24 protein-coding genes are annotated in these 26,045 nt (G+C 63.6%); 17 read left to right on the plus strand and 7 right to left on the minus strand.

The window, feature by feature from the left end; genetic code table 11:
* Window positions 1-4: 4 nt before the first annotated feature.
* Window positions 5-403 carry a nuclear transport factor 2 family protein gene (locus IWX88_RS03995; protein WP_370568157.1) on the minus strand — a complete coding sequence of 133 codons (399 nt, stop codon included), beginning with the start codon at window positions 401-403 and terminating at the stop codon, window positions 5-7.
* Window positions 400-1,974, minus strand: coding sequence for a cytosine permease (locus tag IWX88_RS04000; RefSeq protein ID WP_196827381.1), 1,575 nt, complete (start codon window positions 1,972-1,974; stop codon window positions 400-402). Before IWX88_RS04000 ends, IWX88_RS03995 begins: the two co-directional genes overlap by 4 nt.
* A 94-nt stretch (window positions 1,975-2,068) precedes the next feature.
* Here IWX88_RS04000 and IWX88_RS04005 point away from each other — a divergent pair, with 94 nt between their 5' ends.
* From IWX88_RS04005 to IWX88_RS04015, 3 genes are read left to right on the plus strand one after another with little or no spacing between them, the layout of a single operon-like run.
* Window positions 2,069-2,737, plus strand: a complete 669-nt coding sequence (locus IWX88_RS04005; RefSeq protein ID WP_196827384.1) for a cyclase family protein — start codon at window positions 2,069-2,071, stop codon at window positions 2,735-2,737.
* A gap of 49 nt (window positions 2,738-2,786) precedes the next feature.
* On the plus strand, window positions 2,787-3,728 hold the full coding sequence (gene speB, locus IWX88_RS04010; RefSeq protein WP_196827386.1) for an agmatinase: 942 nt from the start codon (window positions 2,787-2,789) through the stop codon (window positions 3,726-3,728).
* A 20-nt stretch (window positions 3,729-3,748) separates the two neighbouring features.
* Window positions 3,749-4,333, plus strand: coding sequence for a helix-turn-helix domain-containing protein (locus tag IWX88_RS04015; RefSeq protein ID WP_196827388.1), 585 nt, complete (start codon window positions 3,749-3,751; stop codon window positions 4,331-4,333).
* Window positions 4,334-4,413: 80 nt separating this feature from the next.
* On the opposite strand, the gene IWX88_RS04020 is transcribed toward IWX88_RS04015, so the two are convergent.
* Window positions 4,414-4,590 (minus strand): DUF2510 domain-containing protein, encoded by a 177-nt coding sequence (locus IWX88_RS04020; protein WP_196827390.1) that lies wholly within the window; start codon window positions 4,588-4,590, stop codon window positions 4,414-4,416.
* Between the two features lie 135 nt (window positions 4,591-4,725).
* Between IWX88_RS04020 and IWX88_RS04025 the strand changes: the two genes are divergently transcribed.
* Window positions 4,726-4,863, plus strand: coding sequence for a hypothetical protein (locus tag IWX88_RS04025; protein WP_196827392.1), 138 nt, complete (start codon window positions 4,726-4,728; stop codon window positions 4,861-4,863).
* Window positions 4,864-4,891: 28 nt separating this feature from the next.
* On the opposite strand, the gene IWX88_RS04030 is transcribed toward IWX88_RS04025, so the two are convergent.
* A complete protein-coding gene (locus tag IWX88_RS04030) occupies window positions 4,892-5,437 on the minus strand; it encodes an MOSC domain-containing protein (RefSeq protein WP_196827394.1) in 546 nt (181 codons plus the stop codon).
* A 125-nt stretch (window positions 5,438-5,562) separates the two neighbouring features.
* Here IWX88_RS04030 and IWX88_RS04035 point away from each other — a divergent pair, with 125 nt between their 5' ends.
* The 12 genes from IWX88_RS04035 to IWX88_RS04090 all read left to right on the plus strand — a co-directional run bounded on the left by IWX88_RS04035 (window position 5,563) and on the right by IWX88_RS04090 (window position 19,706).
* A complete protein-coding gene (locus IWX88_RS04035; RefSeq protein ID WP_196827396.1) occupies window positions 5,563-6,699 on the plus strand; it encodes an acyl-CoA dehydrogenase family protein in 1,137 nt (378 codons plus the stop codon).
* 8 nt (window positions 6,700-6,707) lie between these two features.
* On the plus strand, window positions 6,708-7,802 hold the full coding sequence (locus IWX88_RS04040) for an enoyl-CoA hydratase/isomerase family protein (RefSeq protein WP_196827398.1): 1,095 nt from the start codon (window positions 6,708-6,710) through the stop codon (window positions 7,800-7,802).
* A complete protein-coding gene (gene mmsB, locus IWX88_RS04045) occupies window positions 7,799-8,698 on the plus strand; it encodes a 3-hydroxyisobutyrate dehydrogenase (RefSeq protein ID WP_196827400.1) in 900 nt (299 codons plus the stop codon). The genes IWX88_RS04040 and mmsB overlap by 4 nt, the downstream gene beginning before the upstream one ends.
* The gene (locus IWX88_RS04050; RefSeq protein ID WP_196827402.1) at window positions 8,695-9,471 is read left to right on the plus strand and encodes an enoyl-CoA hydratase; all 777 of its coding nucleotides are present in this window, start codon (window positions 8,695-8,697) and stop codon (window positions 9,469-9,471) included. Before mmsB ends, IWX88_RS04050 begins: the two co-directional genes overlap by 4 nt.
* A 35-nt stretch (window positions 9,472-9,506) precedes the next feature.
* Window positions 9,507-11,030: an aldehyde dehydrogenase family protein gene (locus IWX88_RS04055; protein WP_196827404.1), complete on the plus strand. Its 1,524-nt coding sequence runs from the start codon at window positions 9,507-9,509 to the stop codon at window positions 11,028-11,030.
* The gene (locus IWX88_RS04060; protein WP_196827406.1) at window positions 11,027-12,229 is read left to right on the plus strand and encodes a CaiB/BaiF CoA-transferase family protein; all 1,203 of its coding nucleotides are present in this window, start codon (window positions 11,027-11,029) and stop codon (window positions 12,227-12,229) included. The genes IWX88_RS04055 and IWX88_RS04060 overlap by 4 nt, the downstream gene beginning before the upstream one ends.
* A gap of 41 nt (window positions 12,230-12,270) precedes the next feature.
* Window positions 12,271-13,056: an enoyl-CoA hydratase/isomerase family protein gene (locus IWX88_RS04065; protein ID WP_196827408.1), complete on the plus strand. Its 786-nt coding sequence runs from the start codon at window positions 12,271-12,273 to the stop codon at window positions 13,054-13,056.
* A gap of 163 nt (window positions 13,057-13,219) precedes the next feature.
* The gene (locus IWX88_RS04070) at window positions 13,220-14,395 is read left to right on the plus strand and encodes a DUF2092 domain-containing protein (protein ID WP_196827411.1); all 1,176 of its coding nucleotides are present in this window, start codon (window positions 13,220-13,222) and stop codon (window positions 14,393-14,395) included.
* Window positions 14,392-15,354, plus strand: a complete 963-nt coding sequence (locus IWX88_RS04075; protein ID WP_196827413.1) for an ATP-binding cassette domain-containing protein — start codon at window positions 14,392-14,394, stop codon at window positions 15,352-15,354. Before IWX88_RS04070 ends, IWX88_RS04075 begins: the two co-directional genes overlap by 4 nt.
* A 4-nt stretch (window positions 15,355-15,358) precedes the next feature.
* Window positions 15,359-16,210 (plus strand): ABC transporter permease, encoded by an 852-nt coding sequence (locus tag IWX88_RS04080; RefSeq protein WP_231368755.1) that lies wholly within the window; start codon window positions 15,359-15,361, stop codon window positions 16,208-16,210.
* A gap of 33 nt (window positions 16,211-16,243) precedes the next feature.
* A complete protein-coding gene (heR, locus tag IWX88_RS04085; RefSeq protein WP_196827417.1) occupies window positions 16,244-17,029 on the plus strand; it encodes a heliorhodopsin HeR in 786 nt (261 codons plus the stop codon).
* 94 nt (window positions 17,030-17,123) lie between these two features.
* A complete protein-coding gene (locus tag IWX88_RS04090; RefSeq protein ID WP_196827419.1) occupies window positions 17,124-19,706 on the plus strand; it encodes a CDP-glycerol glycerophosphotransferase family protein in 2,583 nt (860 codons plus the stop codon).
* On the opposite strand, the gene IWX88_RS04095 is transcribed toward IWX88_RS04090, so the two are convergent.
* On the minus strand, window positions 19,693-21,243 hold the full coding sequence (locus tag IWX88_RS04095; RefSeq protein WP_196827421.1) for a glycosyltransferase family 39 protein: 1,551 nt from the start codon (window positions 21,241-21,243) through the stop codon (window positions 19,693-19,695). The two genes, IWX88_RS04090 and IWX88_RS04095, sit on opposite strands and share 14 nt — an antisense overlap.
* Before the next feature lie 206 nt (window positions 21,244-21,449).
* On the opposite strand from IWX88_RS04095, the gene IWX88_RS04100 reads away from it, so the two are divergent.
* Window positions 21,450-24,086, plus strand: coding sequence for a CDP-glycerol glycerophosphotransferase family protein (locus IWX88_RS04100; RefSeq protein WP_196827423.1), 2,637 nt, complete (start codon window positions 21,450-21,452; stop codon window positions 24,084-24,086).
* 5 nt (window positions 24,087-24,091) lie between these two features.
* On the opposite strand, the gene IWX88_RS04105 is transcribed toward IWX88_RS04100, so the two are convergent.
* Entirely contained in the window at window positions 24,092-24,229 is a 138-nt protein-coding gene (locus tag IWX88_RS04105) for a hypothetical protein (protein WP_196827426.1), read from the minus strand.
* 56 nt (window positions 24,230-24,285) lie between these two features.
* Entirely contained in the window at window positions 24,286-26,037 is a 1,752-nt protein-coding gene (locus IWX88_RS04110) for a DEAD/DEAH box helicase (RefSeq protein ID WP_196827428.1), read from the minus strand.
* Between the last annotated feature and the right edge of the window lie 8 nt (window positions 26,038-26,045).

Consider the following 26,045-nt stretch of genomic DNA (forward strand, 5'->3'; position numbering starts at 1 on the left):
GGGATTACTCCCGTTTCGAGAGGTGCTCGTGCACCCCGAGCAACGCCCCGTTGATCAAGGCGAGCACGATGGTCTCGCTTTCGCGGCTGCTCTCTGCGACCCCCGCCACCTCGGACTCCGTGTCGACATCGTGGCTAAACACGGCGATGGCACCGAAAAGCTGCACCCGGCGATTGGATGATCTGCATGCCCGCACCTGGAACCCCTCGGTCTCCCATTCCGCCCAGAGCGTCTCGTACGCCGCCCGGGACTCGAGCCGGTGATCGACGTTGTGGAAGAGGAACGTTGCCTCCGGGGCGAAGCCGGCAAAGTAGGCATCGCGGCGGTGATGTCCGAAGCTGTCGATGATGCGGTCCGCTGCGGCGAGGACCTCTGCCTCGGAAGGCAGACCGTCAGCGGTCACGATGCGGTCCCGGCTCGTCGGGCGGCGAGGCGGGCGGCGGATGAGCTGTGGTCGGTCTCGATCGGCTGTGCGTCGCCCGACCGGCTCGGGACACCTCGCGGGCCTTCGATACCGAAAACGTAGCGTGGCTCGGGGAATAGCCAGAGCGCTCCGAGGTACAGCACCGCGCCGGCCAGCACAGCCACGCCAAGGCTCAGGTCGATGCCGCCGCCAGCATTGATGAACGGACCGATGATGATCGGCGGGTAGTTGGCGAAGAGCAGACCGAGGGCTGCAGCCCCGATCCAGGCGACCATCCCGCGCCAGTTGATGCCGTTGCTGAACCAGTAGGTGCCGCCGACCTCGCCGCGGTTGAATACCTGGAGGTCGCGTGGACGGAAACTGCCGCGACGAACGATGTATCCGATCGCCATGATGACCATCCACGGCGTCGTGGTCACGATGATTGCGCCGACGAAGGCGTTGACAGCGCCGAGGAGGTCGAAGAAGATCCGCCCGGTGAGGATGAACAGGAACGCCACCACCCCGATGCCGATGGTGGCCTGTACGCGGCTGAACCGGGGGAATACCGATGAGAAATCGAGGCCGGTCCCGTACAGCGAAGTGGTGCCGGTTGACAGGCCGCCGATGAAGGCGACGACCATGAGCAGCACCGCGTACCAGATTGGGGAGGCCTGGATCAACGCCACGACATAGTCGCTTTTTCCGGCGACGATCGTTGCGGTTGCAACTCCGAACAGGAACGGGATCAGCGTGAGCAGTTGCCCGAACAGTGTCGCTGCGAGCAGCTTGCGCGGCGGCGTATTGCGGGGAATATACCTGGCCCAGTCTCCGAGGAACGCTCCGAACGAAATGGGATTGGATGCCACGATGAGGGCGGCGGCCACAAAGGTCGCCCAGAAGCCTCCGAGGGCGAAGCCCTTGGGTCCGGGGTCGTAGGAGCTGTCGAACGTGCCGCTGAAGGCAACAATTGCGAGCAGGATGAGGATCGTATTGGCGACTACGGCGGTCTTGTTCACCAGCAGCATGAACTGGAAGCCGAAGACGACCACGACGATCACGATCACGCCGATGACCCCGTAGACGAGCGTGCGCAGGCCGAGAGAGTCGGGGATACCGCCGAGTCGGGTCAGCGCACCGACGAGCGCGTCACCGCTCACCCAGACCGAGATGGAATAGAACGCGACCGCAGTGAGCAGAGAGAGGAAGGATCCGACGATCCGTCCGCGCACGCCGAAGAAAGCGGCGGATGAGACGGCGTTGTTGGTGCCGGTCTTCGGGCCAAACAGTCCCATCGGCATCAGGAAGACCGTGCCGACGACCACCCCGGTGATAGTGGCGAGTACTGCCTGCCAAAAGGAGAGGCCGAGCACGATCGGGAAGGTGCCGAGAAGCACGGTCGCGAATGTGTTTGCGCCGCCGAACTGGATCCGCAGCAGGTCAAGCCAGTTTGAGGTGCGGTCGGCGTCTGGAATCGTGTCGACCCCGTGCACTTCAACCTCGGTGATCTTGGGACGGGCGTTCAGGACTGCGGCGACAGGGTCGGGGCGAACGTCATTGGGTGTGCTCATGTGAGTGCTTTCGAGGAGACTAATGGCCAAGTGGGGCTCTGAGGATTGGCCTGACACTAGCGCGCTGTTGCCGTATGTGCAATAGTTTTTGTTTATGAAGATAACCAAAGTGGTTGATCTCTCGCTTGTAGTCAATGCAGCGACCCAGGTGTATCCGGGTGATCCGGTGCCGAAATTCGCACAGCATGCCACGATCGAGCGTGACGGATTCAACCTCCTCAGCGTCTCGATGGGGTCCCAGACCGGCACACACGTCGACGCACCGTTCCACTTCGACGCCGCCACCCCCCGGATCGACGAACTGCCCCTCGATCGGTTCATCGGCACCGGTGTGGTCGTGGACGCCCGGGCGGCGGGCGCTCGCGGCCGCATCACCTGGGACTACTTCGCAGGGTGCGAAGACCAACTGGTCGATGGGGTGATCGTTCTGCTGCACACCGGGTGGAGCGCTCGGTACGGTACCGCCGAGTACTTCGAGAATCCCTTCCTCGACGCGGACGCCTGCGCCCGACTCATCGAACTCGGCATACGCACCTTTGGTATCGACGCGATCAACATCGACGAGACCCCGGATGCCGACCATCCGGGAGAGGGATTTCCCGTGCACCATCTCATTGCCGATGTGGCCGGAGTGATCAGCGAAAACCTGACGAACCTCGCGTCGATCGATTTTGAGGAGCCGCTCATCTCACTTCTGCCGATTGCCTTCGAGGCGGCAGACGGTGCCCCGGTGCGCGCGGTCGCCCTGAATATCGCCCGCTGACGTATCCGCTTCGAAACTCCCCGATGAAACATCCATCAGAAAGCTCATCATGACAACATCCCCCATCGGACCATCAGATGCGAGCATCTCGCCGCGCTACGCCGGTATCGCCACCTTCGCTCGGCTTCCTCGGATCGAAGACGTACCCCGGGCCGATATTGCGGTTGTCGGGGTGCCGTTCGACAGCGGCGTGAGCTATCGGCCGGGCGCTCGCTTCGGCCCGGCACACGTGCGCGAGGCGTCGCGTCTGCTGCGACCCTATAACCCGGTGCAGGATGTCGAGCCGTTCTCGACGCAGCAGGTCGTCGACGCGGGAGACATTGCCGCAAACCCGTTCAATATCGACGAGGCCATCGCCCAGATCGAGGAGGCGGCAACGAGACTGGGTGCTGACGGCACGCGGTTGCTCACCATCGGCGGCGACCACACCATCGCACTGCCGCTGTTGCGGGCGGTCACCAAGCGCACTGGCCCGGTCGCGGTGCTGCACTTCGATGCACACCTCGATACCTGGGACACCTACTTCGGCGCTCCCGTGACGCACGGGACCCCCTTTCGCCGGGCATCCGAAGAGGGTTTGATCGATCTCGAGGCGAGCCTGCACATCGGTATCCGTGGCCCGCTGTACAGCCGGCAGGATCTGAAGGACGATGCTCGCCTCGGCTTCGCGGTCATCGCCGCCCACGAGTTCGAGACCGATGGGCTGGCGCGGGTAATCGAACGGATGCTGGTGCGGCTCGGCGACCGCCCGGTCTATATCTCGGTCGACATCGATGTGCTCGACCCGTCGCACGCCCCCGGCACGGGCACCCCCGAGGCGGGTGGGTTGACCAGCCGTGAGCTCCTCGCGATCATCCGCGCGCTGAGCCACTTGACCATCGTTGGCGCCGACGTGGTGGAGGTCGCACCGGCCTACGATCATGCACAGCTCACCGCCGTCGCCGCCTCACACGTCGCGTATGAGATCCTGTCAGCAATGACCCCCCGCTGATTACGACCGGAGAACTGCACATGCGACCAGTCCACCCGACGCCGTCAGGATCCCCGCTCGCGATCGGCGCCAAGCTGCGGGCCACGAGACTGGCGCAGTCCCTCACCATGGCGGATGTCGCCGCGGCAAGTGGGCTGAGCACCGGATTCATCAGCCGGGTGGAGCGGGACGAGACCTCGCCGAGCGTGTCGACGCTCGTCACGCTGTGCCAGGTGCTCTCGTTGAATCTCGGATCGCTGTTTGAACCTCCCGAGAACGAGGTCGTCGCTCTGGTTGATGCACCGCTCATCAATATGGGTGGTGTCAAAGCGGTGGAGCACCTGCTCACACCGCGGAGCGAGGCGCGGGTGCAACTGCTGCGATCTGTGCTTGAACCGGGGGCTTCCGGCGGTCAGGAGCTCTACACGATCAATTGCGACGTTGAGGTGCTTCATGTGCTGCGTGGCAGCCTGAGGGTTCGGCTTGTCAGTGGTGCGATAGACCTTGCGGAGGGTGACACGATGACTCTCGCAGGGCGCGAGCCGCACTCTTGGGATAACGAATCAGACGGGGTGACGGAGCTCATCTGGACGATCGTTCCGGCGGCCTGGAGCGGTTCGTCCTAGCGCGATCAGATGGCGTGCGTCACCGACCCGGGGAGAGTCACCCACCCCCGCATCGGTCAAGCAGCTGAATGACGCGCTGTTTAGCTCGCCTCGACCAGGCTCGACTCCTCGACCCCGGGCGTCGCCATCTGGATCTCGGGGCGCTGCTCTTCGGTGTGGTTGGTCCAGCTGAGGCCGTTCCACCAGCGCAGCTGGGCGAGGGCGAGCGGGTCGCGGTACCAGCCGGCGGGCGCGGATGATCTGTTCTTTGAGGGCATCGGGGAGCTCCTGTGGGAAATTGCCCTACCGCGGAGGGCTGTTCGGGTGCGGTGGATTAAACACAGACCTCCTTAAGGGGGACAGAATAGGCCCCTTTTTGGGGGTGTGGGAAATCCTCGCTCCATGGCCTGTCCATGTGGTCAGCCGAACTTTTCGAAGCGGACATCACATCGATGCACCTGCACGGAGGCAAGATCGACTACCTCGATCTCACTCGCGCCCGACTGGCAGATGTGGACCTGAGATCTTCGACTCTCTCCACCGTGAACTGATTCGGCAGTCCGGGCATGATTCGCCCGTTCAGACCGCGACGAGCGCACGAAAGGGCCCCTGCGGCAGTTCGACCCGCAGGTCGTCGTTCGCGCGCACGATCCCGCCCGTGAGTACGATGCCCATGATGCCGGCTCGTGATTCACGCGTCCCCGATCCGTTCACGCCGAACACCGCCTTCATCAGTCCGGGTGCCAGGCCATTGATCTGGCTGCACGGGCTGCGCTTACCGGTGATCTCGATACTCGCCTCGGCTCCCAGATGCAGGATGCTGCCACTCGGCAGCGACATCAGGTCAAGTCCGCGCGTTGTCACGTTCTCGCCCAGCTCGCCGGGTTCGATCGACCACCGGGCTCGCACGAGGTCGGCATACAGCTCCACGCCGATGAGGTGAACCTGGCAGAGATTGGGCCGCCCGGGATCCTTCTTCACGAGGTACCGGTGCTGCGTCGTCGCACCGCAGTGTGCGTCGCCTTCAATGCCCAGCCCAGCGAGCAGGATGATCTGCTCCACCACGGGTTTGCTGAACTGATGGCTGTCATCTCGGCCGACCGAGACCACGGTTGCATTGGTCATGACGGCATTCTCGCAAACGGCAGCGGTCTTATCCTCGCAAGCGCCACGGGGCTTTGATCGCCGGTCCCAAAAAATACTCGGAAGTCCTAGTAGAAATACTCGGAAGTCCTAGTAAATTGGGATGAATGTACGGAGTAACCGAAGACCAGGCGGCGATTGTGCAGATGGTGCGCCAATTCGCCGCGGAATCGCTCGCGCCACACGCTGCCGAGTGGGATGAGACGCACTATTTTCCGGTCGAGGTGTTGCGTCAGGCCGGCGAGCTCGGCATGGGGGGCATCTACTCGCGTGAGCAATTCGGCGGATCGGGCCTCAGCCGCGCCGATTCGGTGCTCATCTTTGAAGAGCTGGCAAAGGGCGACACGACGATCGCGGCCTATATCTCGATCCACAACATGGTCACCTGGATGATCGACAGCTTCGGCACGGACGAGCAGTGCGAAAAGTGGATTCCGCAGCTCGCCACGATGGAAGCGCTCGGAAGCTACTGCCTTACCGAACCCGGAGCGGGATCAGATGCCGCCGCTCTCACCACCCGGGCGGTGCGCGACGGCGACGACTACCTGATCGACGGCGTGAAACAGTTCATTTCCGGAGCGGGATCCTCGGCGCTCTACATCGTGATGGCGCGCACGGCCGACACTGGCAGCCACGGGATCAGCGCCATCGTCGTGCCTGACGGCACCCCGGGGTTGAGTTTCGGACCGCTCGAGAAGAAGATGGGGTGGCATGCGCAACCGACCCGCCAAGTCTTCTTCGATGGGGTGCGTGTGCCCGTCGACAACCGTCTCGGCAAGGAGGGTGACGGGTTCACAATCGCGATGAGCGGACTGAACGGTGGCCGAATCAACATGGGTGCCTGCTCCCTCGGCGGGGGGCAGGCGGCGCTGGATATGTCGGTCAAATACCTCAAAAGTCGCACCGCATTCGGTGGACCCCTGATCAATCAGCAGGCACTGCTGTTTCAACTCGCGGATATGGACACGGAACTCGAGACGGCCCGCACCCTCCTGGCGCGAGCAGCGGATGCGCTCGACCGCGGCGATGCCGATCTGGTGCGCCTCTGTGCGATGGCGAAGCGGGTCGCCACCGACGCGGGCTTCAACGTCGCCAACTCGGCCATCCAGTTGCATGGCGGTTACGGCTATCTGGCGGAGTACGGCCTGGAACGCATCGTGCGCGACCTGCGAGTGCACCAGATCCTCGAGGGGACCAACGAGATCATGCGTCTCATCATCGGCCGAAGCCTGGCGGACGCCTGATGGCCGCAATGGATGACGTTACCCACCCCGTCGTGAACTCGGGCGAGGTGCTGGTGGACCGCCGGGGCCAACTCGGCCACATCGTGCTCAACCGGCCGAAGGCGATCAATGCCCTCACCCACGCGATGGTGCGCACCATCGCGGCAACTCTCGACGAGTGGGAGAAGGACGACTCGGTAGCGACGGTTCTCATCACGGGCGCCGGGGAACGCGGGCTGTGCGCCGGCGGGGACATAGTGGCGATTTACACGGATGCGAAAGCCGGTGGTGACAACTCCGCTGGGTTCTGGGCAGATGAGTACGCGCTGAACGCGCACATCGCCCGATATTCCAAGCCCTACGTCGCCTTCATGGATGGCGTCGTGCTCGGCGGTGGAGTCGGAATCTCTGCACACGGGTCGGTGCGCATCGTCACCGAGCGCACCAGGGTCGGCATGCCGGAGACCGGCATCGGATTCGTCCCGGATGTCGGGGGCACCTTTCTGCTGTCGCGCGCGCCCGGTGAACTCGGCACACACCTCGCACTCACCGCTGGCGCGGTGACCGGGTCCGACGCGATCGCCATCGGGCTTGCCGACCATTTCGTGCCGAGCGATGCTCTCGCGTCCCTCGCAGTCGCGCTGGAAACCCAGCCCGCTGCGGATGCGGTCGCCGCCTTCGCGTCGGCTCCGCCCGCATCCGCTCTGCTCGATCAGCGGCACTGGATCGATGCCTGTTATGCCCCAGCTGACGCAAGCCAGATCGTGGCCCGGCTTGCGGCCTGTCCGGACGAGGCCGCCAGAGACGCCGCAGCCACCATCCTCACCAAGTCACCGACGGCGGTCAGCGTCACTCTCGAGTCGCTGCGCCGTGCGCGGGTGTTGGCAAGCCTCGAAGAGGTGCTCGACCAGGAGTACCGAGTCTCTCTGCATCTGGTCGCGGGAACTGAGCTCGTGGAGGGCGTGCGCGCCCAGGTGATCGACAAAGACCGCACTCCGCACTGGATGCCAGCAACCCTCGGTGAAGTGACCGGGCCCGACATCGAGGCGTACTTCGAGGGCCTCGGACCGCGTGAACTCGGCCTGTCACCGACGACGGGTGCCACAGACAGGAGAACGTCATGACCAGAATCGCTTTTCTCGGACTCGGCAACATGGGTGGACCGATGGCTGCGAATCTCGTGACGGGCGGCCACTCGGTGGTGGGCTTCGACCCGGTGTCCGCAGCCCTCGAGCATGCGCGGGCAGCTGGCGTGACCGTCGTGTCGGATGCGAATGCAGCGGTGCACGATGCCGACATCGTCATCACGATGTTCCCGAGTGGAAAACACGTGATCGACGCGTACGCCGGTGGGCTCCTCGCCGCGGCAGCTCCCGGCACCCTCTTCATCGACTCGTCCACAATCGATGTCGAGGATGCCCGCACCGCGCATGCGCTCGCCGTGGCAGCAGGGCACCACAGCATGGATGCCCCGGTCTCGGGTGGAGTCGGAGGGGCAACCGCCGGCACGCTCACTTTCATGGTGGGTGCCGACGAGGAAGATTTCGTCGCGGCCGGGCCGATTCTCTCCGTGATGGGCGGCCGGATCGTGCACTGCGGTGACTCGGGAGCCGGTCAGGCCGCGAAGATCTGCAACAACCTGATTCTCGGCATCTCGATGATTGCCGTGAGCGAGGCATTCGTACTCGGCGAGAAGCTCGGCCTCTCGAACCAGGCGCTCTTCGATGTCGCATCAACGGCATCCGGCCAATGCTGGGCACTCACCACAAATTGTCCGGTGCCGGGCCCGGTGCCGGCCAGCCCGGCCAATCGCGACTATCAGCCTGGCTTTGCGGGTGCCCTGATGGCAAAAGACCTGGGGCTTGCGCTCGGTGCGCTGGAGTCGACCGGCACTGCCGCCGAGCTCGGGCCGCTCGCGGCATCCATCTATCGGCGATTCGCGGATGAGGGCGGGGCCGGCCTCGACTTCTCCGCCATCATTAACACCATCCGTGACAATTCGAAGGGCACAGCAGCATGACCGACTACGAGAACATCCTGCTTGAACGCCGCGGACGCGTCGGACTCATCACGCTCAACCGGCCTGCGGCCCTCAATGCGCTGAATCTCGCCCTGATGAATGATGTGGTGGCGGCCGCGACCGAGCTCGATGCCGATCCCGGAATCGGCGCCATCGTGCTCACCGGGTCGCCGCGTGCCTTCGCGGCCGGGGCGGATATCAAGGAGATGTCGACTCCGAGCTACATGGATGTATACCTCGCCGACTGGTTTTCCGGCTGGGACCGTCTCGCCGCGGTGCGCACTCCGCTCATCGCCGCAGTTTCCGGCTATGCACTCGGTGGCGGGTGTGAACTCGCCATGATGTGTGACTTCATCATCGCCTCCGACACCGCCAAGTTCGGGCAGCCGGAGATCACGCTCGGGGTGATTCCGGGCATCGGCGGCTCTCAGCGGCTGACTCGGGCTGTCGGCAAGGCCAAGGCGATGGAACTGATCCTCACCGGGCGCATGATGGATGCAATCGAAGCCGAACGAGCCGGGCTTGTGGCACGGATAGTGCCAGCCGACGGACTGCTTGACGATGCGCTCAGCACCGCAACGACGATCGCCGCGATGTCCCTCCCCATCGCGATGCTTGCCAAAGAGGTGGTGAACGCGGCCTTTGAGACCACACTGGATGCGGGAATGCGTTTCGAACGTCGTGTCTTCCACTCCGTTTTCGCTACCGACGATCAGAAGGAGGGGATGTGCGCCTTCATCGAGAAGCGCTCCCCGACTTTCACGAACCGCTAACGCTCTCACCGCTGACGACAAGAAGGAACCGACGCATGACCAACACCAGTATTCTCGACGGCGCCATCGATACCTTCGCAACGACGCAGGGGCCTGACCAGCCGATGTGGATCGCCGGGGAGAAGGTGGAGTCGTCGACGGGGGAGTGGCGCGATGTCTCAAATCCGGCGCACCGCGGAAGAGTCATCTGCCGGGTTCCGGCGGCGGGGGTCGAGGATGTTGACCGTGCAGTCGCGGCAGCCCGTGCGGCATTCCCGGCCTGGCGTGCCCGCCACTTCACCGAGCGAGCTCGTGCACTCGCGCTTATCGCCGACGAGATCGAGGCGCGGGCGGAGGACTTTGCCCGGCTCACGGCACTGGACACGGGAAATGCGGTCCGCACCCAGGCGCGACCCGAAGTGACAACTCTCGTCGCACTGTTTCGTTACTTTTCGGGCATCGCAGGTGAAGTGAAGGGCACAACACTTCCGGCCGGCGACAACCAGTTGCAATACACCCGCCTCGAACCGCTCGGCGTCGTCGCGTGTATCCTGCCCTGGAACTCGCCGCTGATGATCGCGGGGTTCAAGGTGCCGGCGGCGCTCGCCGCGGGCAACACGGTGATCCTCAAGGCTGCGGATGACGCCCCACTGACAATCCTGCTGCTCGCGGAGGTCTGCAACCGCCATCTGCCCGCTGGCGTCGTCAACGCCCTGACGGGGCGCGGCAGCCTCATCGGTTCGGCTCTGACGACGCATCCCGGAGTCGACAAGGTCTCCTTCACCGGCTCCACCGAGGTCGGTCGCGGTGTCGGCCGCGATGCCAGTGAACGCCTCGCCCATGTGTCGCTCGAGTTGGGGGGCAAGAACCCCTCGATCGTGTTCCCCGACGCCGCCGGGTCTGCCGAAGATACCGACGAACTCATCAATGGACTCCTTCTCGCCTCACGCTTCACCCGCCAGGGGCAGAGCTGCACGGCCGGATCCCGCCTCTTCCTGCACGAGGACATCTACGACGAGGTTCTGGATCGTCTGGTCGGACGGCTCGGCGCGCTCACGGTGGGGGACCCTCTCGACGAGGCATCCGATATGGGCGCGATCATCAACGGCAAGCAGCACGCATCGATCGATGACTACCTCGCTGACGGTCGCTCGAACACCGCGATGACCGTAGCGCTCGGTGGCTCCGCGCCAACGGAGGGTGCGCTCACCGAGGGTTTCTACCACCTGCCCACGGTGTTTGCCGGTGCCCGTAACGACTTTCGCCTTGCCCAGGAGGAGATCTTCGGGCCCGTTCTCGTTGCAATCCCGTGGCGCGAGGTCGATGACGTGGTCGCGATGGCGAACGACTCGAGTTACGGGCTCGCGGCTTTCCTCTGGGGGCGCAACCTCGATACGGTGCTCACCACCGCTCATCGCATAGATGCGGGCTGGGTGCAGGTGAACCAGGGCGGTGGACAGGTGGTCGGACAGTCCTACGGCGGCTACAAGCAGAGCGGGATCGGGCGTGAAGTCTCGCTCGAAGGCATGCTCGCCGGATTCACCCAGACCAAGCAGATCAACGTGCGGCTCAAGGGATGAGCACCTCCCTGCCGCTCGACGGCATCACAGTGCTCGACCTCACCCGCGCACTGGCGGGCCCGTATGCGACCGCACTGCTGTCGGATATGGGAGCAACAATCACTAAGGTCGAGAGCATAAAGGGCGGGGATTCCACGCGTGGTTGGCCCCCATTCGAAAACGAGCACAGCCTCTACTTCGACTCGGTAAACCGCGGCAAATCCTCTGTCGCTCTCGACTTTTACACCCCGGAGGGGAAAGCGCTCCTTCGTCGGATGGCACTCGCTTCCGACGTGGTCATCGAGAACTTTCGTCCCGGTGTGATGGCCGAGATGGGGTTGGATGCCGCGGGCCTCCGTGCCGAGAAACCCGAGCTGATCATCGCCTCGGTCAGCGGCTTCGGCAGCACCGGTCCGCTCAGCCAGACGGCAGGCCTCGACCAGGTGGCGCAGGCGATGTCGGGTCTCATGTCGGTGACCGGCAAGAATGCCAGCGAGCTCTACCGGGTGGGCATCCCGATCATCGACATCTACGCCGGTGTCTTCACGGCCTTCGGAATTGTCGCAGCGCTCGTCGGTCGGCAACGCACCGGCAGCGGCCTCGAGGTGTCGACATCCCTCCTCGAGGCGGCGATCGCGATCTCCGCCTTCCAGGGCCAGCGCTATCTCAGCACCGGAGTCGTGCCCGAACCGCAGGGCAACAATCACCCCGTGCTTGCTCCCTATGGCATGTTCGCGACGGCAGACATTCCGATCATCATCGCCGTCGGCAGTGACAAGCAGTGGCGCGACCTGTGCGCGCTGGTCGGTGACCCGCAACTCGCCTCTGAGGCGCCCTACGCCACGGGATCGCTGCGACTTACCAACCGCGATGCGCTCACCGCCAGGCTCGAGCGCGCCCTCGCCGGGCGCCCAGGGCTCGAGTGGGTCGAGGCGCTCCGCAACGCGCGCATCCCCACCGGCCCGATCTACAACTACCGGCAGGTCTTCGAAGACCCGCAGGTGCAGCACCTCGACATGGTGCAGCATCTCACTCGGGCTGACGGCACGGACCTCCCGCTGCTGCGCGGGCCGATCTCGATTGACGGCACGGCTTTGCGCATCCGTAAGGCCCCGCCAGCGCTCGGGGAAGACACCGTGGCGGTGCTTGCAGCGCTGGGCCTGACCGACGACCAGGTAGCGGGACTCCTCGCGGCCGGTATCGTCAAGACAGCCTCCTGACATGCACAAAATTACCCAGGAACTCCCGGAGGAATCCTGACATGCCCGGACTGACAATCGAGCGGCGCGGGGCCGTCGCCATTTTGGTGATCGAGAACGGGGGCAGGCGCAACTGCCTCACGGCCGAGATGTGGCAGCAGCTCGGGCCGATCCTCGACTCCCTCGAAGCGGACGAGACGGTCATGGTGCTGGTCGTGACTGGAGCAGGAGATGATTTCTCGGCTGGCGCGGATATTCGTGACCTCGACCGGATTCTGAACGCGCCAACCGGAGCGGAGGGTGGCTGGATCACCGCAGCGGAGAATGCGCTCGCTTGTTTCAGCAAACCCACGATTGCGGCGATCGACGGCTATTGCGTCGGCGGAGGCTGGGAACTTGCGGGGGCCTGTGACATCCGAATCGCCGCGTCTCGTGCCGTATTCGGAGTGACGCCGAGCCGGATCGGCATCGTCTATCCGCTTTCCGGCATCACCAGGCTTGTAGCGATCGCAGGACCAGCAGTGGCCAAGCTCCTTTTATTCAGCGGTGACCTGGTGAGCGCGTCCGAAGCCCAGGGGTTCGGGATGGTGTCGTCAGTGGTCGAGGCGGATGCCGTTTTGCCGGAGGCGCTTGCCCTCGCGGTTCACCTCGCGAGCCGATCGCAGCTGTCGATTCGCGCCATGAAGGAAATCGTGGATGCCATCGTGAGCGGTGATGATGCCGAGGCGATCGCCGCACGGTGGCAGACAGAGGTGGCTGTGAGCGATGAGCCGGCAATCGGGGCTGCCGCTTTCGTTGACAAGAAGCGGCCGGAGTTCACCTGGAGAGTTCCCTTCCCTCGCGACTGAATCGTGCTCGACGCGGTGTGTTGAATCGAGAGTGGACTGTGACCGTGCCATACGGGATGCCACCTCTCATTTCGGCAAACTGTCAGTCCTGGGGAATAGCTTTGGGGTTAGCTTCGCCGTAGCTGTGCCACTAATCACGTCTCTAAGAAAAAGGTTATCGACTGTGCCTCGCAACATCGTCAAGTGGCTTCCGGCCATCATCGTCCCTGCGATTGTGGTTGCGGGGGTCGTCGTGCTCCCGCTGCAGGCGGGAGCGGCTGCTCCACTACCGGAACGCTCGGCGAAGCAGATCGTCCTGATGGTGGCGAATAGCGCTGGCACCGACTTCTCCGGCACCGTGCAGTCGGACTCGGACCTGGGATTGCCAGCGTTGAGTCTGAGCACCGGGATGTCGCAGTCGATGATCGATTCGATGTCGGCATCTGTGCCGAAGGGTATGGAGGACTTCGTGCCGAAGGGGGCCTCGAGCAGTGCCCTGACCAGTGCGCTCGGCCTGCTCAGCGGATCGCACACCGCGCGGGTGTTTGTCGACAGCTCTAAAACACCCGGCGATGCGCAGAAGGTGCGCATCCAGATCGAAGACAAGCTCGCCGAGCGCAACGTGGTGAGCGACGGAACGGATGCCTGGTCCTACGACTCGCAGACCAACACCGCCACCCACGTGGCGATTCCCAGCGATGCGTTACCGGCCATGTCGAAGAAGCTCGCCGGTCTCGACGCGGCACTCGGAGTGAACCTCTCCGACCCGTCCGAGCTGGCGAAGGAGGTGCTCGATCGCGCCGGGCGCACCACCACGGTCAGTGTCGGTGCAGACAGCACGGTCGCTGGGCGCAGCGCGTACGAGCTAATACTTACTCCGAAGTCGACAACGACTCTCGTGACGTCCGTGTCGATCAAGGTCGACTCGGAAACCGGGCTCCCGCTGCGGGTCACCGTGTTGGCGTCAGGCCAGAAGAATCCCGCCATCCAGGTCGGCTTCAGCGCGGTGGATTTCGCCACCCCTGATGCCGGTCTGTTCCGTTTCACCCCGCCGGTCGGCGCAACGGTCGTCGAGCAAAAGCTGCCGCAGGATTCGGCTTCCGGCTCGAATACGACCCTCAGCTCCCTGAGCGCGAGCATCCCGACCATCACCGGAACGGGCTGGGATTCGATAGCCGAAATCGCCTCGATATCCGTGCCGAAGGAACTCGCTGACAATGCTCTGGTCGCCCAGATCGCCACGAAGGTTGACGGCGGTCGCGCACTGTCGACATCGCTCGTGAATGTTTTCCTCGCAACCGATGGCCGTGTCTTCATCGGATCGGTGCCGCTGGCACAGCTCCAAACCGCCGCAAAGTGACGAATGACGCTTCCGGTCTCGCGATCGAGAGCGACGCGCTAACCAAGCAGTTCGGGCGGCAGACCGCCGTCAACGCCATCGATCTTGCTGTGCCGCAGGGGTCTGTCTTTGGATTCCTCGGCCCCAATGGATCGGGCAAGACCACGAGCATTCGCATGCTTCTCGGTCTGGTGCAGCCCACCAGCGGAACTGTGCGCGTGCTCGGTGAGCGGATGCCCGACCGCCTTCACACGGTACTGCCGCGTGTCGGCGCGCTGGTCGAGGGGCCAGCCTTTTACCCCTACCTGTCCGGAGTGGACAATCTGCGGCGTTACGACTCCGCCGACCGCTTTGCCTCGTCCCGCAGCCGTGCCGCGCGCATCGACTCCGCGCTCGAACGGGTGGGGTTGAGCAATGCCGCTCATAAACGCGTGCACGCGTACTCGCTCGGCATGAAGCAGCGCCTTGGCCTGGCGAACGCGCTCTTGCGTCCGCGGGAGCTCCTGGTGCTCGATGAGCCGACCAACGGGCTCGATCCGCAGGGAACCCGTGAAGTGCGCAATCTGGTTGGCGGGCTTGCTGCGGAGGGCATCACGGTGTTCGTGTCGAGCCATCTCCTCAGCGAGGTGGCCCAGATGTGCACTCACGCGGCCGTCATGAGCGCTGGCAACATTGTCGCGCAGGGCACTCTGGCGGAGCTTCGCGGCGTCGATACCGATCGCGTGCGGGTGTTGACGGAAGATGTCGAGGTTGCTGTCCAGACCCTGGCACGACTTGGACTCTCGCCGCAGAAATCTGACGCCGGGCCAACGGCAGCGTGGGTCACGGCCGCGGTACTCGACAAGACGGTGGCACCGGAGGCTCTGTCCGGTGCGCTCATGGAAGCCGGAGTGCGGATCCGTGCGTTCTCGGTGGATGAACCCAGCCTCGAAGAACGCTTCGTCGCCCTGACGGGAGAGGGTTTCGATGTCGTCCAGTAGTGAGATGACGAATGCCCGGCCCGTGCCGGATCGTCGCAGCGTGGGCTGGGACCTTCTGGGGTCCGAGCTGTCTGTGCTGTTTCGGCGTCGGCGCACCTGGGCGATGCTTGGGGCCGTAGCGCTGATCCCGATCCTGCTCGCGATCGCAGTTCGGCTGTCGACCACCACCCTCGCTGCGGGGGAGGGCCCCCCGTTTCTTTCCCGGGTGACTCAGAACGGGCTGTTCGTCGGATTCACCAGCATGGTGGTGGCGATACCGCTGTTTCTCCCGCTCACGATCGGAGTCGTTGCCGGAGACACCATCGCGGGCGAAGCGGGGCAGGGAACGCTGCGCTACCTGCTTGTTGCGCCCGCCGGTCGCGTGCGACTGCTTCTGGTGAAGTACGCCGGTGTTGCCGCGTTTTGCTTCGCTGCCACAATTATCCTCACCATCGCCGGGCTCCTCATCGGCGCTGTGCTATTTCCAATTGGTCCGGTGACGCTGCTGTCGGGCGATGTGATCAGCATTCCGGATGCGCTCCTGCGCTCGCTGTTGGTCGCGGCCTACGTCTCGCTGTCGCTGCTGGGGCTCGCGGCAATCGGGCTGTTCATTTCGACGCTCACCGATGTGCCTGTCGGAGCGATGGCGGCAACCGTCGTGGTGTCCGTGACCGCCCAGATTCTCGACATCCTTCCGCAGCTCGCGTGGCTGCATCCCTGGTTGTTCTCTCACTACTGGCTCGGGTTCGCGGATCTGCTGCGGCAGCCGCTCGACTGGACAGCCTTCGGCACGAATGCCGTCGTTCAGCTCTGCTACATCCTGATCTTTGGCGCGCTCGCGTACAGCCGGTTCGCGACCAAGAACATCCAGTCCTGAAAATGCCGGCGTCTGCCACATGATCACCACCTCATGACGAGGCTCGGCCTCCGCGGTGTCTCCGGTCTCTCCGGGGCACTGCTTGTGGCACAGGCCGTCGTGATCGCTGTCATCGTCGCTGGGTCGCGGACGCAGGTGCTCCTGCCTGTTTCCCTTCACTCGAATGGCGATGTCGGCATGACTCTGCTCGGGCGACTCGACCTTGGTGTGGCGGTCATCGTGCTGTGCGCTTTCGTGGGGCTGGCGCGGCTGGTAGTGATAGTGCCGCCTCTCTTTTCTCACTACTCTTCCGGCGCGCAGGGCAACCGGCACACGGCACGTTGGATCGAGTTCGCCTTCAGCTCATCGATCGTCATCTTTCTCATCGCGCGGTTGAACGGTGTCAGCGATATTGGAACGCTCGTGCTCAGTTATGCGATCACCAGCGGGATGACTCTTTTCACGGTGCTCCAGGAGCGTTCTCCCCGAGGAAAAGGAGAGCGGATGCTGCCGCTCTGGTTTGGTGCGGCGATTGGCATCGTGCCCTGGGGGGTAATCGCGTTCCACCAGGTAGCCGCGCTGCTGTCGAGTAATCCGCCATCGGTGCTGCTGCGTGTCATTACCCTGACGACGCTCGCGTTCTCCTTCGCCTTCTTCCTGAGCCACTGGCGGGAGCAACGTCAGGCCAGCACTGCACAGGACAGCACTGCACAGACCAGCACTGCACAGACCGGGCCGGGCGGAGAACGGAGTCACATAGTGCTGAGCCTGGCGAGCACATCCGTGTTCGCGTGGCTCGTGGTGATCGGCGTTATCGGAGTAGGGAATATCACGTTCTGAGTACCGCGCGTCACGCACCCAGAGCGGCGCCGGCAGCGGCACCTGACTATCCCTCGATACCCCTCTGGGGGGTGCGAGACTTTATAGTGAACTCGTGATCAGCGTGACGGACATGCCCGGATTCGCCGCCATCCGACGCCGTTTTCTTGGCTGGGGACGGCGGATTCGGCAGGCGGCGAAGACCGAAGTGTACGCATTCTGGCGACGTCGCGCGGTGCGTCCCACCGTGGTTATGTACGAGTCCTTCGCCGGTAACGGTGTGCTGTGTAATCCAGAGGCGATCTTCAGGGCGCTGCTCGCTGATCCCGAGTTTGCCGGATTCACCCATGTCTGGGTGCTGGCGAGCGCACGCGAGAATCCCACCGTCGTGCGCGAATTCGCACGATCGCGGTCGGTGCGGTTCGTGCGGCCCGCATCCTTCGCCTACTTTCGCGCGCTTGCAACATCGGGCTTTCTGGTGAACAACGGCACATTTCCGACCGAGTTCGGCAAAAGAGCTGCGCAGGTGTACCTGAATACCTGGCACGGCACCCCACTCAAGCGGATGGGCTTCGACATCGGTGATCCGGCCACCCGGGTGGCCAACGTGATCCGCAACCTGCTCTCCGCCGACTTCCTGCTCTCCGCAAGCCCATTCATGACCGAGCATCTCTACGAGAAGGCTCACCGGATGGGTCAGATCTATCGCGGGAAGATCATCGAGGAGGGCTATCCGCGTATCGATCGTCAATTTATGGATGCATCACGCGTCGCTGCGGTCCGCGCCCGAATCGAAGCGGGCGGGGTGGCTCTCGATGGACGCAAGATCATTCTTTATGCGCCCACCTGGAAGGGGACCTCGTTCTTAAACCCGGGGGACGACATCAGCGCCCTGGTGTCCAGGGTCGAGCAGCTCGAATCCCTGATCGATACGAGTAAGTATGTGGTGCTCCTGAAGACGCACCAGGTGGTGCACCGCTTCGCCTCACGCATATCGGGACTTCGTGGGCGCTTGATCGCCGACGAGATTCCTTCCAACCTGATCCTCGGCGTCACCGATGTGCTGATCACCGACTATTCGAGCATTTTCTTCGACTTCCTTGCCACCGATCGTCCGATCTTCTTTCTCACCCCGGACCTTGCGGACTACAGCGGATACCGTGGCCTGTACATCGAGCCGAATGACTGGCCGGGGCCCGTTGTCGATACTGTCGGCGCGCTCGCGGAGGCGGTGAATGATTTCGACCGGTTCGGTGTCGACAGCCGGGTGGCCGCGAAATACCGGGCGATGCAGTCCCGGTTCGTTGCGCGGGAAGACGGCAATGCCACGCGGAGAATCGTGGATATCGTGTTTCGGGCACGACCGGACGGGTATGCCATCGCGCCTGCGCTGGACGACGGGCGCACGACCATCCTCATCGCTGCTGGCAGCATGAGGCCCGGAGAAACCACCTCGGCACTCGTGGCCCTTCTCGACGCGATCGACCACACCCGATTCGACGTGTCGGTGATTTTTCCCTCGACGCGCACCCGACCGGTGCTCGACCAGCAACAACTGCTGAACCCGCAGGTGCGCCAGTTTGCCCGCGTCGGTGGCATGAATGGCTCCAAATTCAGCCTGGCCCGATTGCGTTCGACCCGATCCGCTTGGATCGGTTCGGCGTCCGGTTCGGCGTCTCTCTCGGCTCGCAATTCGGCGCTCTGGCGGGACGAGTGGGATCGGTGTTTCGGCTCCGCCGTATTTGACTTTGCACTGGATTTTGGGGGTATGAGCGCGTTCTGGGAGAACCTGATACTGCAGTCGCCCGGATCAGAACGCTCGATCTGGCTGCGCGACACTCAGGTGACGGCGCAGGCGACCACGCAGTCGGCGCCGGTCGCCGGACAGTCCCCGCGGGCGGACAAGCTCGCGAAGATAGTTGCCCGCTACCACGGCTATGATCACCTGGTCTCAGCCTCAGCCTCAGTGTCAGCTTCAGCCTCAGTGTCAGCTTCAGCCTCAGCCTCGCCGACTCTAGATTTGAACACTTCGACCTCACTGGCGGCTGAGGCGGCACCGCAGAAGTTTGCGGTGGCGGAATCGCTTATCGGGGGCCGGAGTATTTTGGCGCGCGCCGCGCTGCCGCTCGAACTCGGTGATGCCGACTTCGCGGTCCCCGATTGGCTGACTCCGGGCGGTAGCGCGGAGGAGACCAGGATTTTCGCGTCCTTCGGCAGGCTGTCGGTCGAGAATGATCCATCCCGACTGATTCGCGCGTTCGCCCTGGTGTGCGCTGCCGAGCCCGGTACGCGACTGATGATGATTGGGCACGGCCCACTTGCCACCTCGCTTGCGGCACAGACCGTTGCCCTCGGTCTCGTCGACGCCGTCTGGCTTGCGGGCTATCAGGCCAACCCGTTCGCACTGATGCTGCGATCAGACTGCTGTGTCTTCGTCGGCCTTGGCGCGCGCGATTCCAGAGCGCTGTTGGAGGCCCGCGTGATGGGACTGCCCAGCGTCATCGTTGGTGATGAAGGTCGAGCGACGGAGCACCTACACGCAGTGATCGAGGTGGCGGCGGATGACCGGACCATCGCCGACGGCATGCTCGAATTTCTTGAAGGCCCACCGGCGGTGTCATCGCTCGATTGGGCAGCGCATGACGACGCGGCGATCACCACGTTTTACCGAGCGATCGGCGCGCTCAGGGGCGAGTAAGTTGCAGCACGATGTTGGAGTGCCCGGGGTACTCGGCGACCACCACGAATCCCTTGGATGCCAACATCGATCGGTTGTAGGTGTCTGCGACTGTGCCAGGCCAGCGCAACTCGACCAACCAGACCGATTTGATCGAGCCGAGTCTCGAGGCGACCGCGGACGGGGGATACACCGAGTCGTGCCAGTTGGCGGTGTCGTACCACGGTGTTTTGAGCGCGATGTCAGTCAGCCCATCGAAGGATGCCGGGTAGGTTCGCATCGCCAGTCGGGGTGCGCGGGATGGCCGGGTTCCCTCATCGAAGAGGATGCCCTGCCCGGGTTGCGAGTGGGCGCCGATCGTGTCGGCGACCTGTGCCCAGTCGCTCTCGTTCTTGGCGAACGGTGTGCGCTGACTGAAATAACTGGTTGACGAGGCGGCGACCACGGCCACCAGCATCGCGATGGCCACAATGCGGGGGCGAATCCGTGCTAGTAGCCATCCGATCAGAAGCGCAGCGGCTGGCACAGCAAATGACAGATAGCGCGAGGAATAGACCGCGTGCACCGAATTGACGGCGAGCAGTATTGCTGGGGGGCCGAGGAGCCAGGTGGCGGCAAACGGCACCAATCCTGGGGTGCGGATATCGCCGTTATCCGCCGAAATGAGCCCGGTGGTCACGCGACGTGCCCGATACCACGCGATCGCCCAGACCGCGATTGCGGTGATGATGAGCGCCCAGGCGATCAGAGCAAGCAGATCGTTTCCGAACCACTGGGTCACGACGAGGGTTCGGATGTTGGTCGCATCGCGGTTTGCGAGGAACGCGATCTGACCGCTCTCGCTGATCCCGAACCCGATGACCGGACCGGCGAGGACCACACCAGCGAGTGTCGCCTTCATCCAGGATCGCCGCGCGGCACGACGCCGATCGCGCAGAACCACTACAGCATGTGGCACGACGATCAGGAGGCTGAAAAGGAAGAGATATCCGCAGGCGGCGAGACCGATCGCGTACAGCACCCACAGGCGCCTCTTCGGCCGGTCGAGGCCGACAATATGAACGAGCAGGATCGTCAGCCAGACAACACCGGCTGCACTCATCGCGTAGCCGCGGGCCTCCTCGCCCATAAAAGTCATGCGAGGCAGGACTACGGCGACAATTCCGGCGAGAATGCCGACCCGAATACCCGCGAGACACGTGCCGAGCAGAACAATCCCCGCCACCGCTATGCCAATGGCGATCGCGCTCGGAAACCGCACAGAAAACGGGGATGCACCGAAGATCTCTACCCAGAAGTGCAGGAACAGGTAGTAGGTGCCGTGTACGGCATCCACGTTGGCGAGCATTCGAAGGAGCGAGGGGAGGGAGCGTTGTGCGGACAACACGCTGGCCGCCTCATCTCCCCACAGCGACGGAATCCAGGACCCGGCAGCAGAGACCGCGGTGGCGAGCACCCCGAGCAGCAGTGCCCAGCGGGCCACAACGGTCGGCCGCCAGGGCGCGGACCGCGAGATGACCGCCGAGTTGCGACCGTGGAGCTCAGTACCGAGCGGCACGCGGGTATCTCCGTTTCGTCGTGGGTTTCGTCGTGGGTTTCGTTGTGGGTTGTGTTGTGGCGGCATTTTGCTCAAGGCAAAAGCGCCTCAAGGATACTCTTCGGAATCTGGAGGGTGCCTGCGTCAGATCGTCAAGAGGTTTCTTTTAGCCCAATGAATTATTATTGGCTCGCCTGCCGTGCGGCTGGTTCGAGTGAGGAAGCGCAATGAAACGAATATTCCGTCGGGTGCGGAAGCTGCTCAGGCAGGTGGCCAGGGCGGGCCGTGCCGAGCTTCGAGCGTTCGCACAACGGGGCCGTGTGCGCCGCGGTGTGGTGCTCTACGAGTCCTTCGCGGGCAACGGAGTGCTGTGCAACCCCGAGGCGATTTTTCGCGAAGTGCTCCGCTCACCAGACCTTGCCGAGATTCGCCACATCTGGGTACTCAACACTCTTCACGAGCATCCAGAGATCCAGGCGGAGTTCGCGACCGACCGTCGCGTTGGTTTTGTGCAGCGTCATTCGCTCGCTTATTTTCGCGCTCTTGCCACGAGCCATTATTTGATCAACAACGCCACGTTTCCTGCCCAATTCAGCAAACGGTCCGGGCAGGTTTACCTGAATACCTGGCACGGCACCCCTCTGAAACGCATGGGTTACGACATGCCAAACGGTGCCATGGACTCGGCGAACACCCTGCGCAACTTCACCGCCGCAGACTTTCTCCTCTCCCAGAACTCCTTCATGACCACGCAGATGTACGAGACGGCCTACAAATTGCGCGGCGCTTTTCGTGGGCTGGTTATCGAAGAGGGGTATCCCCGGGTCGACCGGCAGTTTCTCAGCCCGGCCGAATCGGCAGAGGTTCGATCACGACTGATGGGTGACGGCATTGATGTGGGGGATCGCTCGGTGATCCTGTTCGCCCCGACCTGGAAGGGCACGAGTTTCAGTTCCCCGGCCGACGATGCCAGTGAGCTCTTCGGGCTGGTGCAAGAGATTCAGGAGCAGGTGGGGCCGCAATTTTTGGTGCTGCTCAAGACCCACCAGGTCGTTCACCGATTCGCAGCGGACCGACCCGAGTTTCGCAAGATCCTCGTTTCGAACGACCTGCCAACCAACCTGATGCTCGGAATCACTGACGTGCTGGTCACCGATTACTCGTCAATATTCTTCGACTTTTTACCCCTCAACCGTGCACTCATCTTCTTCACGCCCGACGATCTGGACTATTCCGCGTCCCGCGGCCTCTACTTCCCGCTCGAAGACCTTCCCGGGCCGGTGGCGCGCACGGTCTCCGAGCTGGGGGATGCCATCCGCTCGCTCACATCGGCGGAGGGTGGATCGAGATTCAGCGTGCGTGCCGCCGATTGGCGGGACCGCTTTGCGCCAGCCGACGACGGTGGAGCCGCCCGTCGCGTCGTTGACGTTGTATTTCGAGGGCTCATCGATGGTGCTCGAACACAGTCCATCGCAGAGGACCCCCGCACGTCGATTCTGCTCAGCCTCGGGGGGATGCGTTCTAACGGCATTACCAACTCGGCACTGAATCTGCTTGGCGCGATCGACCACACCGCCTACGACGTTTCCGTGGCGTTCAACCGTCCCCGTAGCGCCCAGCAACGCTCGAACCAGCAGCGGATCCCGCCCGAGGTGCGACAGTTCCACCGGGTCGGTGGCATGAATGGCAGCAAGTTCACGCATGTCTTCCGTCGATTGCAAGAGCGCCATCCCGCGCTTCGAAGGCGGCCGCAGACTGCGACTGAGCAACGGATGTGGCGCGCAGAGTGGGCGCGATGCTTCGGCGATGCCCGGTTTGTTTCGGTCGTCGACTTCAGCGGGTACACCGCCTTTTGGGCCTCTCTTCTCTTCCACTCTCCGGACTCTTTTCGTTCGATCTGGCTGCATAACGACCTCTCTCGTGAGACGAGTCGGTTTGTCGGGAGTAGGCGAGCGATGAAGCGCTCGCTTCCGGCGGTATTCAGCCTGTATCAGGACTTCGATTCGCTCGTGTCGGTGTCGGAGAGCCTCAACCGGATCAACTGCGCCGCTCTCGGGCCTCGCTACGGATTGCCCGAAAAATCATTCGTCTTCGCCCGCAACCTCGTGGACGAAACACATGTTCGCGAGGGCCTGCGCGAATCACTGGGGTCGATCGAAGAGTTCGGTGCGAACGGGGCAGGCCCGGGTGACGGTGGCCCCGATGACGGTGGCCTGGATGACGGTGGCCCCGATGAGGCAGGTCCAGACGGAGCTGACACGGTTGTAGACGACACGGTTGTAGACGACACGGTTGTAGACGACGCGAGTTGGATCGCCTCGATGCAGCGCGATGATGAGACGGTGTGGTTCGCCACCGTCGGCAGGTTCTCGCCGGAAAAGAACCAGGCACGACTCATCCGCTCATTCGCTGCGGTGTATCGAGAAAATCCGCGGGTGCGACTGGTCATCGTCGGCCACGGACCGTTGCGAAGCGAACTGCAGCAGCTCATTGACGGCAGCGGACTATCGAACGTCGCCTTCGTTGTCGGGCCATTTCCCAATCCCTTCCCTGTGCTCGCGGCCGCAGACTGTTTCGTGCTGTCCAGTAACTACGAGGGGCAACCGATGGTTCTCATGGAAGCGGCGCTGGCAGGGCTTCCGATCGTGACGGTGGAATTCGATTCGGCGCTCGATGCTCTGCCCGATTCCGGGATCCGAATCGTTCCGCAGACTGACGATGGGCTGGCGGACGGTATGCGCGAATTCCTGCGCGGCGAAGTGCCTGCGGCCTTTCTCGATGGGGTTTCCTATAACCGGGATGCGCTGGCCGAGTTCTATCAAGTGGCGAGCCCGCACGAGACGGTAGGTCGAATCGCGCAGTAGCGTCATCACCGTGCCGTTTCGGTGCCTTCACCGGCCCGGTAACGTGACCGCTCGCGACCGCGGGGCCGGAACGGATCGCGGGGCGCACCAAATGGCTCATCCATCGAATCGAACGTGTCATCGAGGCGGTGGAGCTCATCCATTACCCGAGGCTAATTGCGCGAGTTCTCTTCTACTTCGCGGACGCGCCGGGGTTTGGCTAGTCGCGATGGGACTTGCGCGGAGGGCGATCGGCACGGATCTCGATCAGCTTGCCGCTGATGCGCGTGCCCTTCAGCCTGTCGAGCACGTCACCGGGCAGGTTCGCCGGCAGGTCGACGAGCGAGAAATCGGGCAGGATCTTGATGTGCCCGAAGTCTTCACGACTCAGGCCCCCCTCGTTGGCGATGGCCCCGACGATCTGGCGCGGCTCCACTTTGTGTCGCTTTCCGACCTCGATGCGATAGGTGGACATTGGTCCGGCATTGGGACGACCGCGCCGTTGGGTGCGATCGGCCCGTTCCGGTCGGTCGGTGCGCCCGGGGCGGTCACCCCAGTCGGGACGTTCGGCCCGCTCGACCCTTTCGGGACGCTCGGCCCGCTGTGTGCGCTCGGGGGAGAGCAAAAGCGGGGTCTCACCCTGAGCCACGACCGCGAGGGCGGCGGCGACATCCACTTCGGGCACATCGTGGTGCGCCATGTAGTGGGTGATGATGTCTCGGAAGCCCGCGATCCGATCGCCCTGGCCGAGTGCCTCGGTGATGGCATCGTCAAAGCGTGTCAGCCTGGTGACGTTGACGTCTTCCACACTCGGCAGCTGCATCTGGGTCAGCGGCTGGCGCGTCGCGCGCTCGATTGCGTCGAGGAGCCGACGCTCCCGCGGGGTGACGAAGCTGATGGCGGCGCCGCTGCGTCCGGCGCGTCCGGTGCGTCCGATGCGGTGCACGTACGACTCGGTGTCGATGGGGATGTCGAAGTTGATCACGTGGCTGATGCGCTCCACGTCGAGGCCGCGGGCCGCGACATCCGTGGCCACCAGGATGTCGAGCTTGCCCGACTTCAGCTGGTTGACGGTGCGCTCGCGCTGGGCTTGGGCCACGTCACCGCTGATTGCTGCGGCCGAATATCCGCGGGCCCGCAGCTTCTCGGCGAGCGTCTCGGTTTCGTTCTTGGTGCGGACGAACACGATCATCCCCTCGAAATTCTCGACCTCGAGAATGCGGGTGAGCGCGTCGACTTTTTGCGGATACGACACCATCAGGTAGCGCTGCGTCGTGTTGGCAGAAGTCGTGGTCTTGTTCTCGACCGTGATCTCTTGCGGGTCATGCAGATACTTCTTCGAGATGCGGCGGATCTGCGGGGGCATCGTGGCGGAGAACAGTGCCACCTGCTTGTCGTCGGGAGTGTCGGCGAGGATCGTCTCGACATCCTCGGCAAAGCCCATCTTGAGCATCTCATCGGCCTCGTCGAGCACCAGATACTTCAGTTCGGACAGGTCGAGGGTGCCCTTGGCGAGGTGATCCATGATGCGACCGGGAGTGCCGACGACGATGTGCACACCACGCCGGAGCGCAGAGAGCTGTACGCCGTAGGCCTGGCCGCCGTAGACCGGCAGCACGTGCACGCCGCGCATGCCGGAGGCGTACTGCTCGAAGGCCTCGCACACCTGAAGGGCGAGCTCGCGGGTGGGGGCGAGCACGAGGGCCTGCGGGTTCTTCTGGGCCAGATCCAGGCGGGAGAGGATCGGCAGCGCGAACGCAGCGGTCTTACCCGTTCCCGTCTGAGCGAGCCCAACGACATCCCGACCGGCAAGGAGGGGAGGGATGGTCGCGGCCTGGATGGCCGATGGGGTCTCGTACCCGACATCCTTGAGCGCCTTGAGTACGGCGTCGGTGAGTCCAAGTTGGGCGAAGGTGAGCGTGGCGGGGGCAGTGTCCGCCTCGCTGGGCAGAGTGGTGTCAGCAGACGTCATGCTCTAAC

This window comes from Frigoribacterium sp. CG_9.8 (assembly GCF_015751965.1).
Classification (GTDB): Bacteria; Actinomycetota; Actinomycetes; order Actinomycetales; family Microbacteriaceae; genus Lacisediminihabitans.

Bases quoted from the DNA above. Each gene is read 5' to 3' on its own strand.
- IWX88_RS04000 (WP_196827381.1), bottom strand. From the start codon at position 1,974: ATGAGCACACCCAATGACGTTCGCCCCGACCCTGTCGCCGCAGTCCTG.
- IWX88_RS04005 (WP_196827384.1), top strand. From the start codon at position 2,069: ATGAAGATAACCAAAGTGGTTGATCTCTCGCTTGTAGTCAATGCAGCG.
- speB (WP_196827386.1), top strand. From the start codon at position 2,787: ATGACAACATCCCCCATCGGACCATCAGATGCGAGCATCTCGCCGCGC.
- IWX88_RS04015 (WP_196827388.1), top strand. From the start codon at position 3,749: ATGCGACCAGTCCACCCGACGCCGTCAGGATCCCCGCTCGCGATCGGC.
- IWX88_RS04020 (WP_196827390.1), bottom strand. From the start codon at position 4,590: ATGCCCTCAAAGAACAGATCATCCGCGCCCGCCGGCTGGTACCGCGAC.
- IWX88_RS04025 (WP_196827392.1), top strand. From the start codon at position 4,726: ATGTGGTCAGCCGAACTTTTCGAAGCGGACATCACATCGATGCACCTG.
- IWX88_RS04030 (WP_196827394.1), bottom strand. From the start codon at position 5,437: ATGACCAATGCAACCGTGGTCTCGGTCGGCCGAGATGACAGCCATCAG.
- IWX88_RS04035 (WP_196827396.1), top strand. From the start codon at position 5,563: ATGTACGGAGTAACCGAAGACCAGGCGGCGATTGTGCAGATGGTGCGC.
- IWX88_RS04040 (WP_196827398.1), top strand. From the start codon at position 6,708: ATGGATGACGTTACCCACCCCGTCGTGAACTCGGGCGAGGTGCTGGTG.
- mmsB (WP_196827400.1), top strand. From the start codon at position 7,799: ATGACCAGAATCGCTTTTCTCGGACTCGGCAACATGGGTGGACCGATG.
- IWX88_RS04050 (WP_196827402.1), top strand. From the start codon at position 8,695: ATGACCGACTACGAGAACATCCTGCTTGAACGCCGCGGACGCGTCGGA.
- IWX88_RS04055 (WP_196827404.1), top strand. From the start codon at position 9,507: ATGACCAACACCAGTATTCTCGACGGCGCCATCGATACCTTCGCAACG.
- IWX88_RS04060 (WP_196827406.1), top strand. From the start codon at position 11,027: ATGAGCACCTCCCTGCCGCTCGACGGCATCACAGTGCTCGACCTCACC.
- IWX88_RS04065 (WP_196827408.1), top strand. From the start codon at position 12,271: ATGCCCGGACTGACAATCGAGCGGCGCGGGGCCGTCGCCATTTTGGTG.
- IWX88_RS04080 (WP_231368755.1), top strand. From the start codon at position 15,359: ATGACGAATGCCCGGCCCGTGCCGGATCGTCGCAGCGTGGGCTGGGAC.
- heR (WP_196827417.1), top strand. From the start codon at position 16,244: ATGACGAGGCTCGGCCTCCGCGGTGTCTCCGGTCTCTCCGGGGCACTG.
- IWX88_RS04100 (WP_196827423.1), top strand. From the start codon at position 21,450: ATGAAACGAATATTCCGTCGGGTGCGGAAGCTGCTCAGGCAGGTGGCC.
- IWX88_RS04105 (WP_196827426.1), bottom strand. From the start codon at position 24,229: ATGGATGAGCTCCACCGCCTCGATGACACGTTCGATTCGATGGATGAG.
- IWX88_RS04110 (WP_196827428.1), bottom strand. From the start codon at position 26,037: ATGACGTCTGCTGACACCACTCTGCCCAGCGAGGCGGACACTGCCCCC.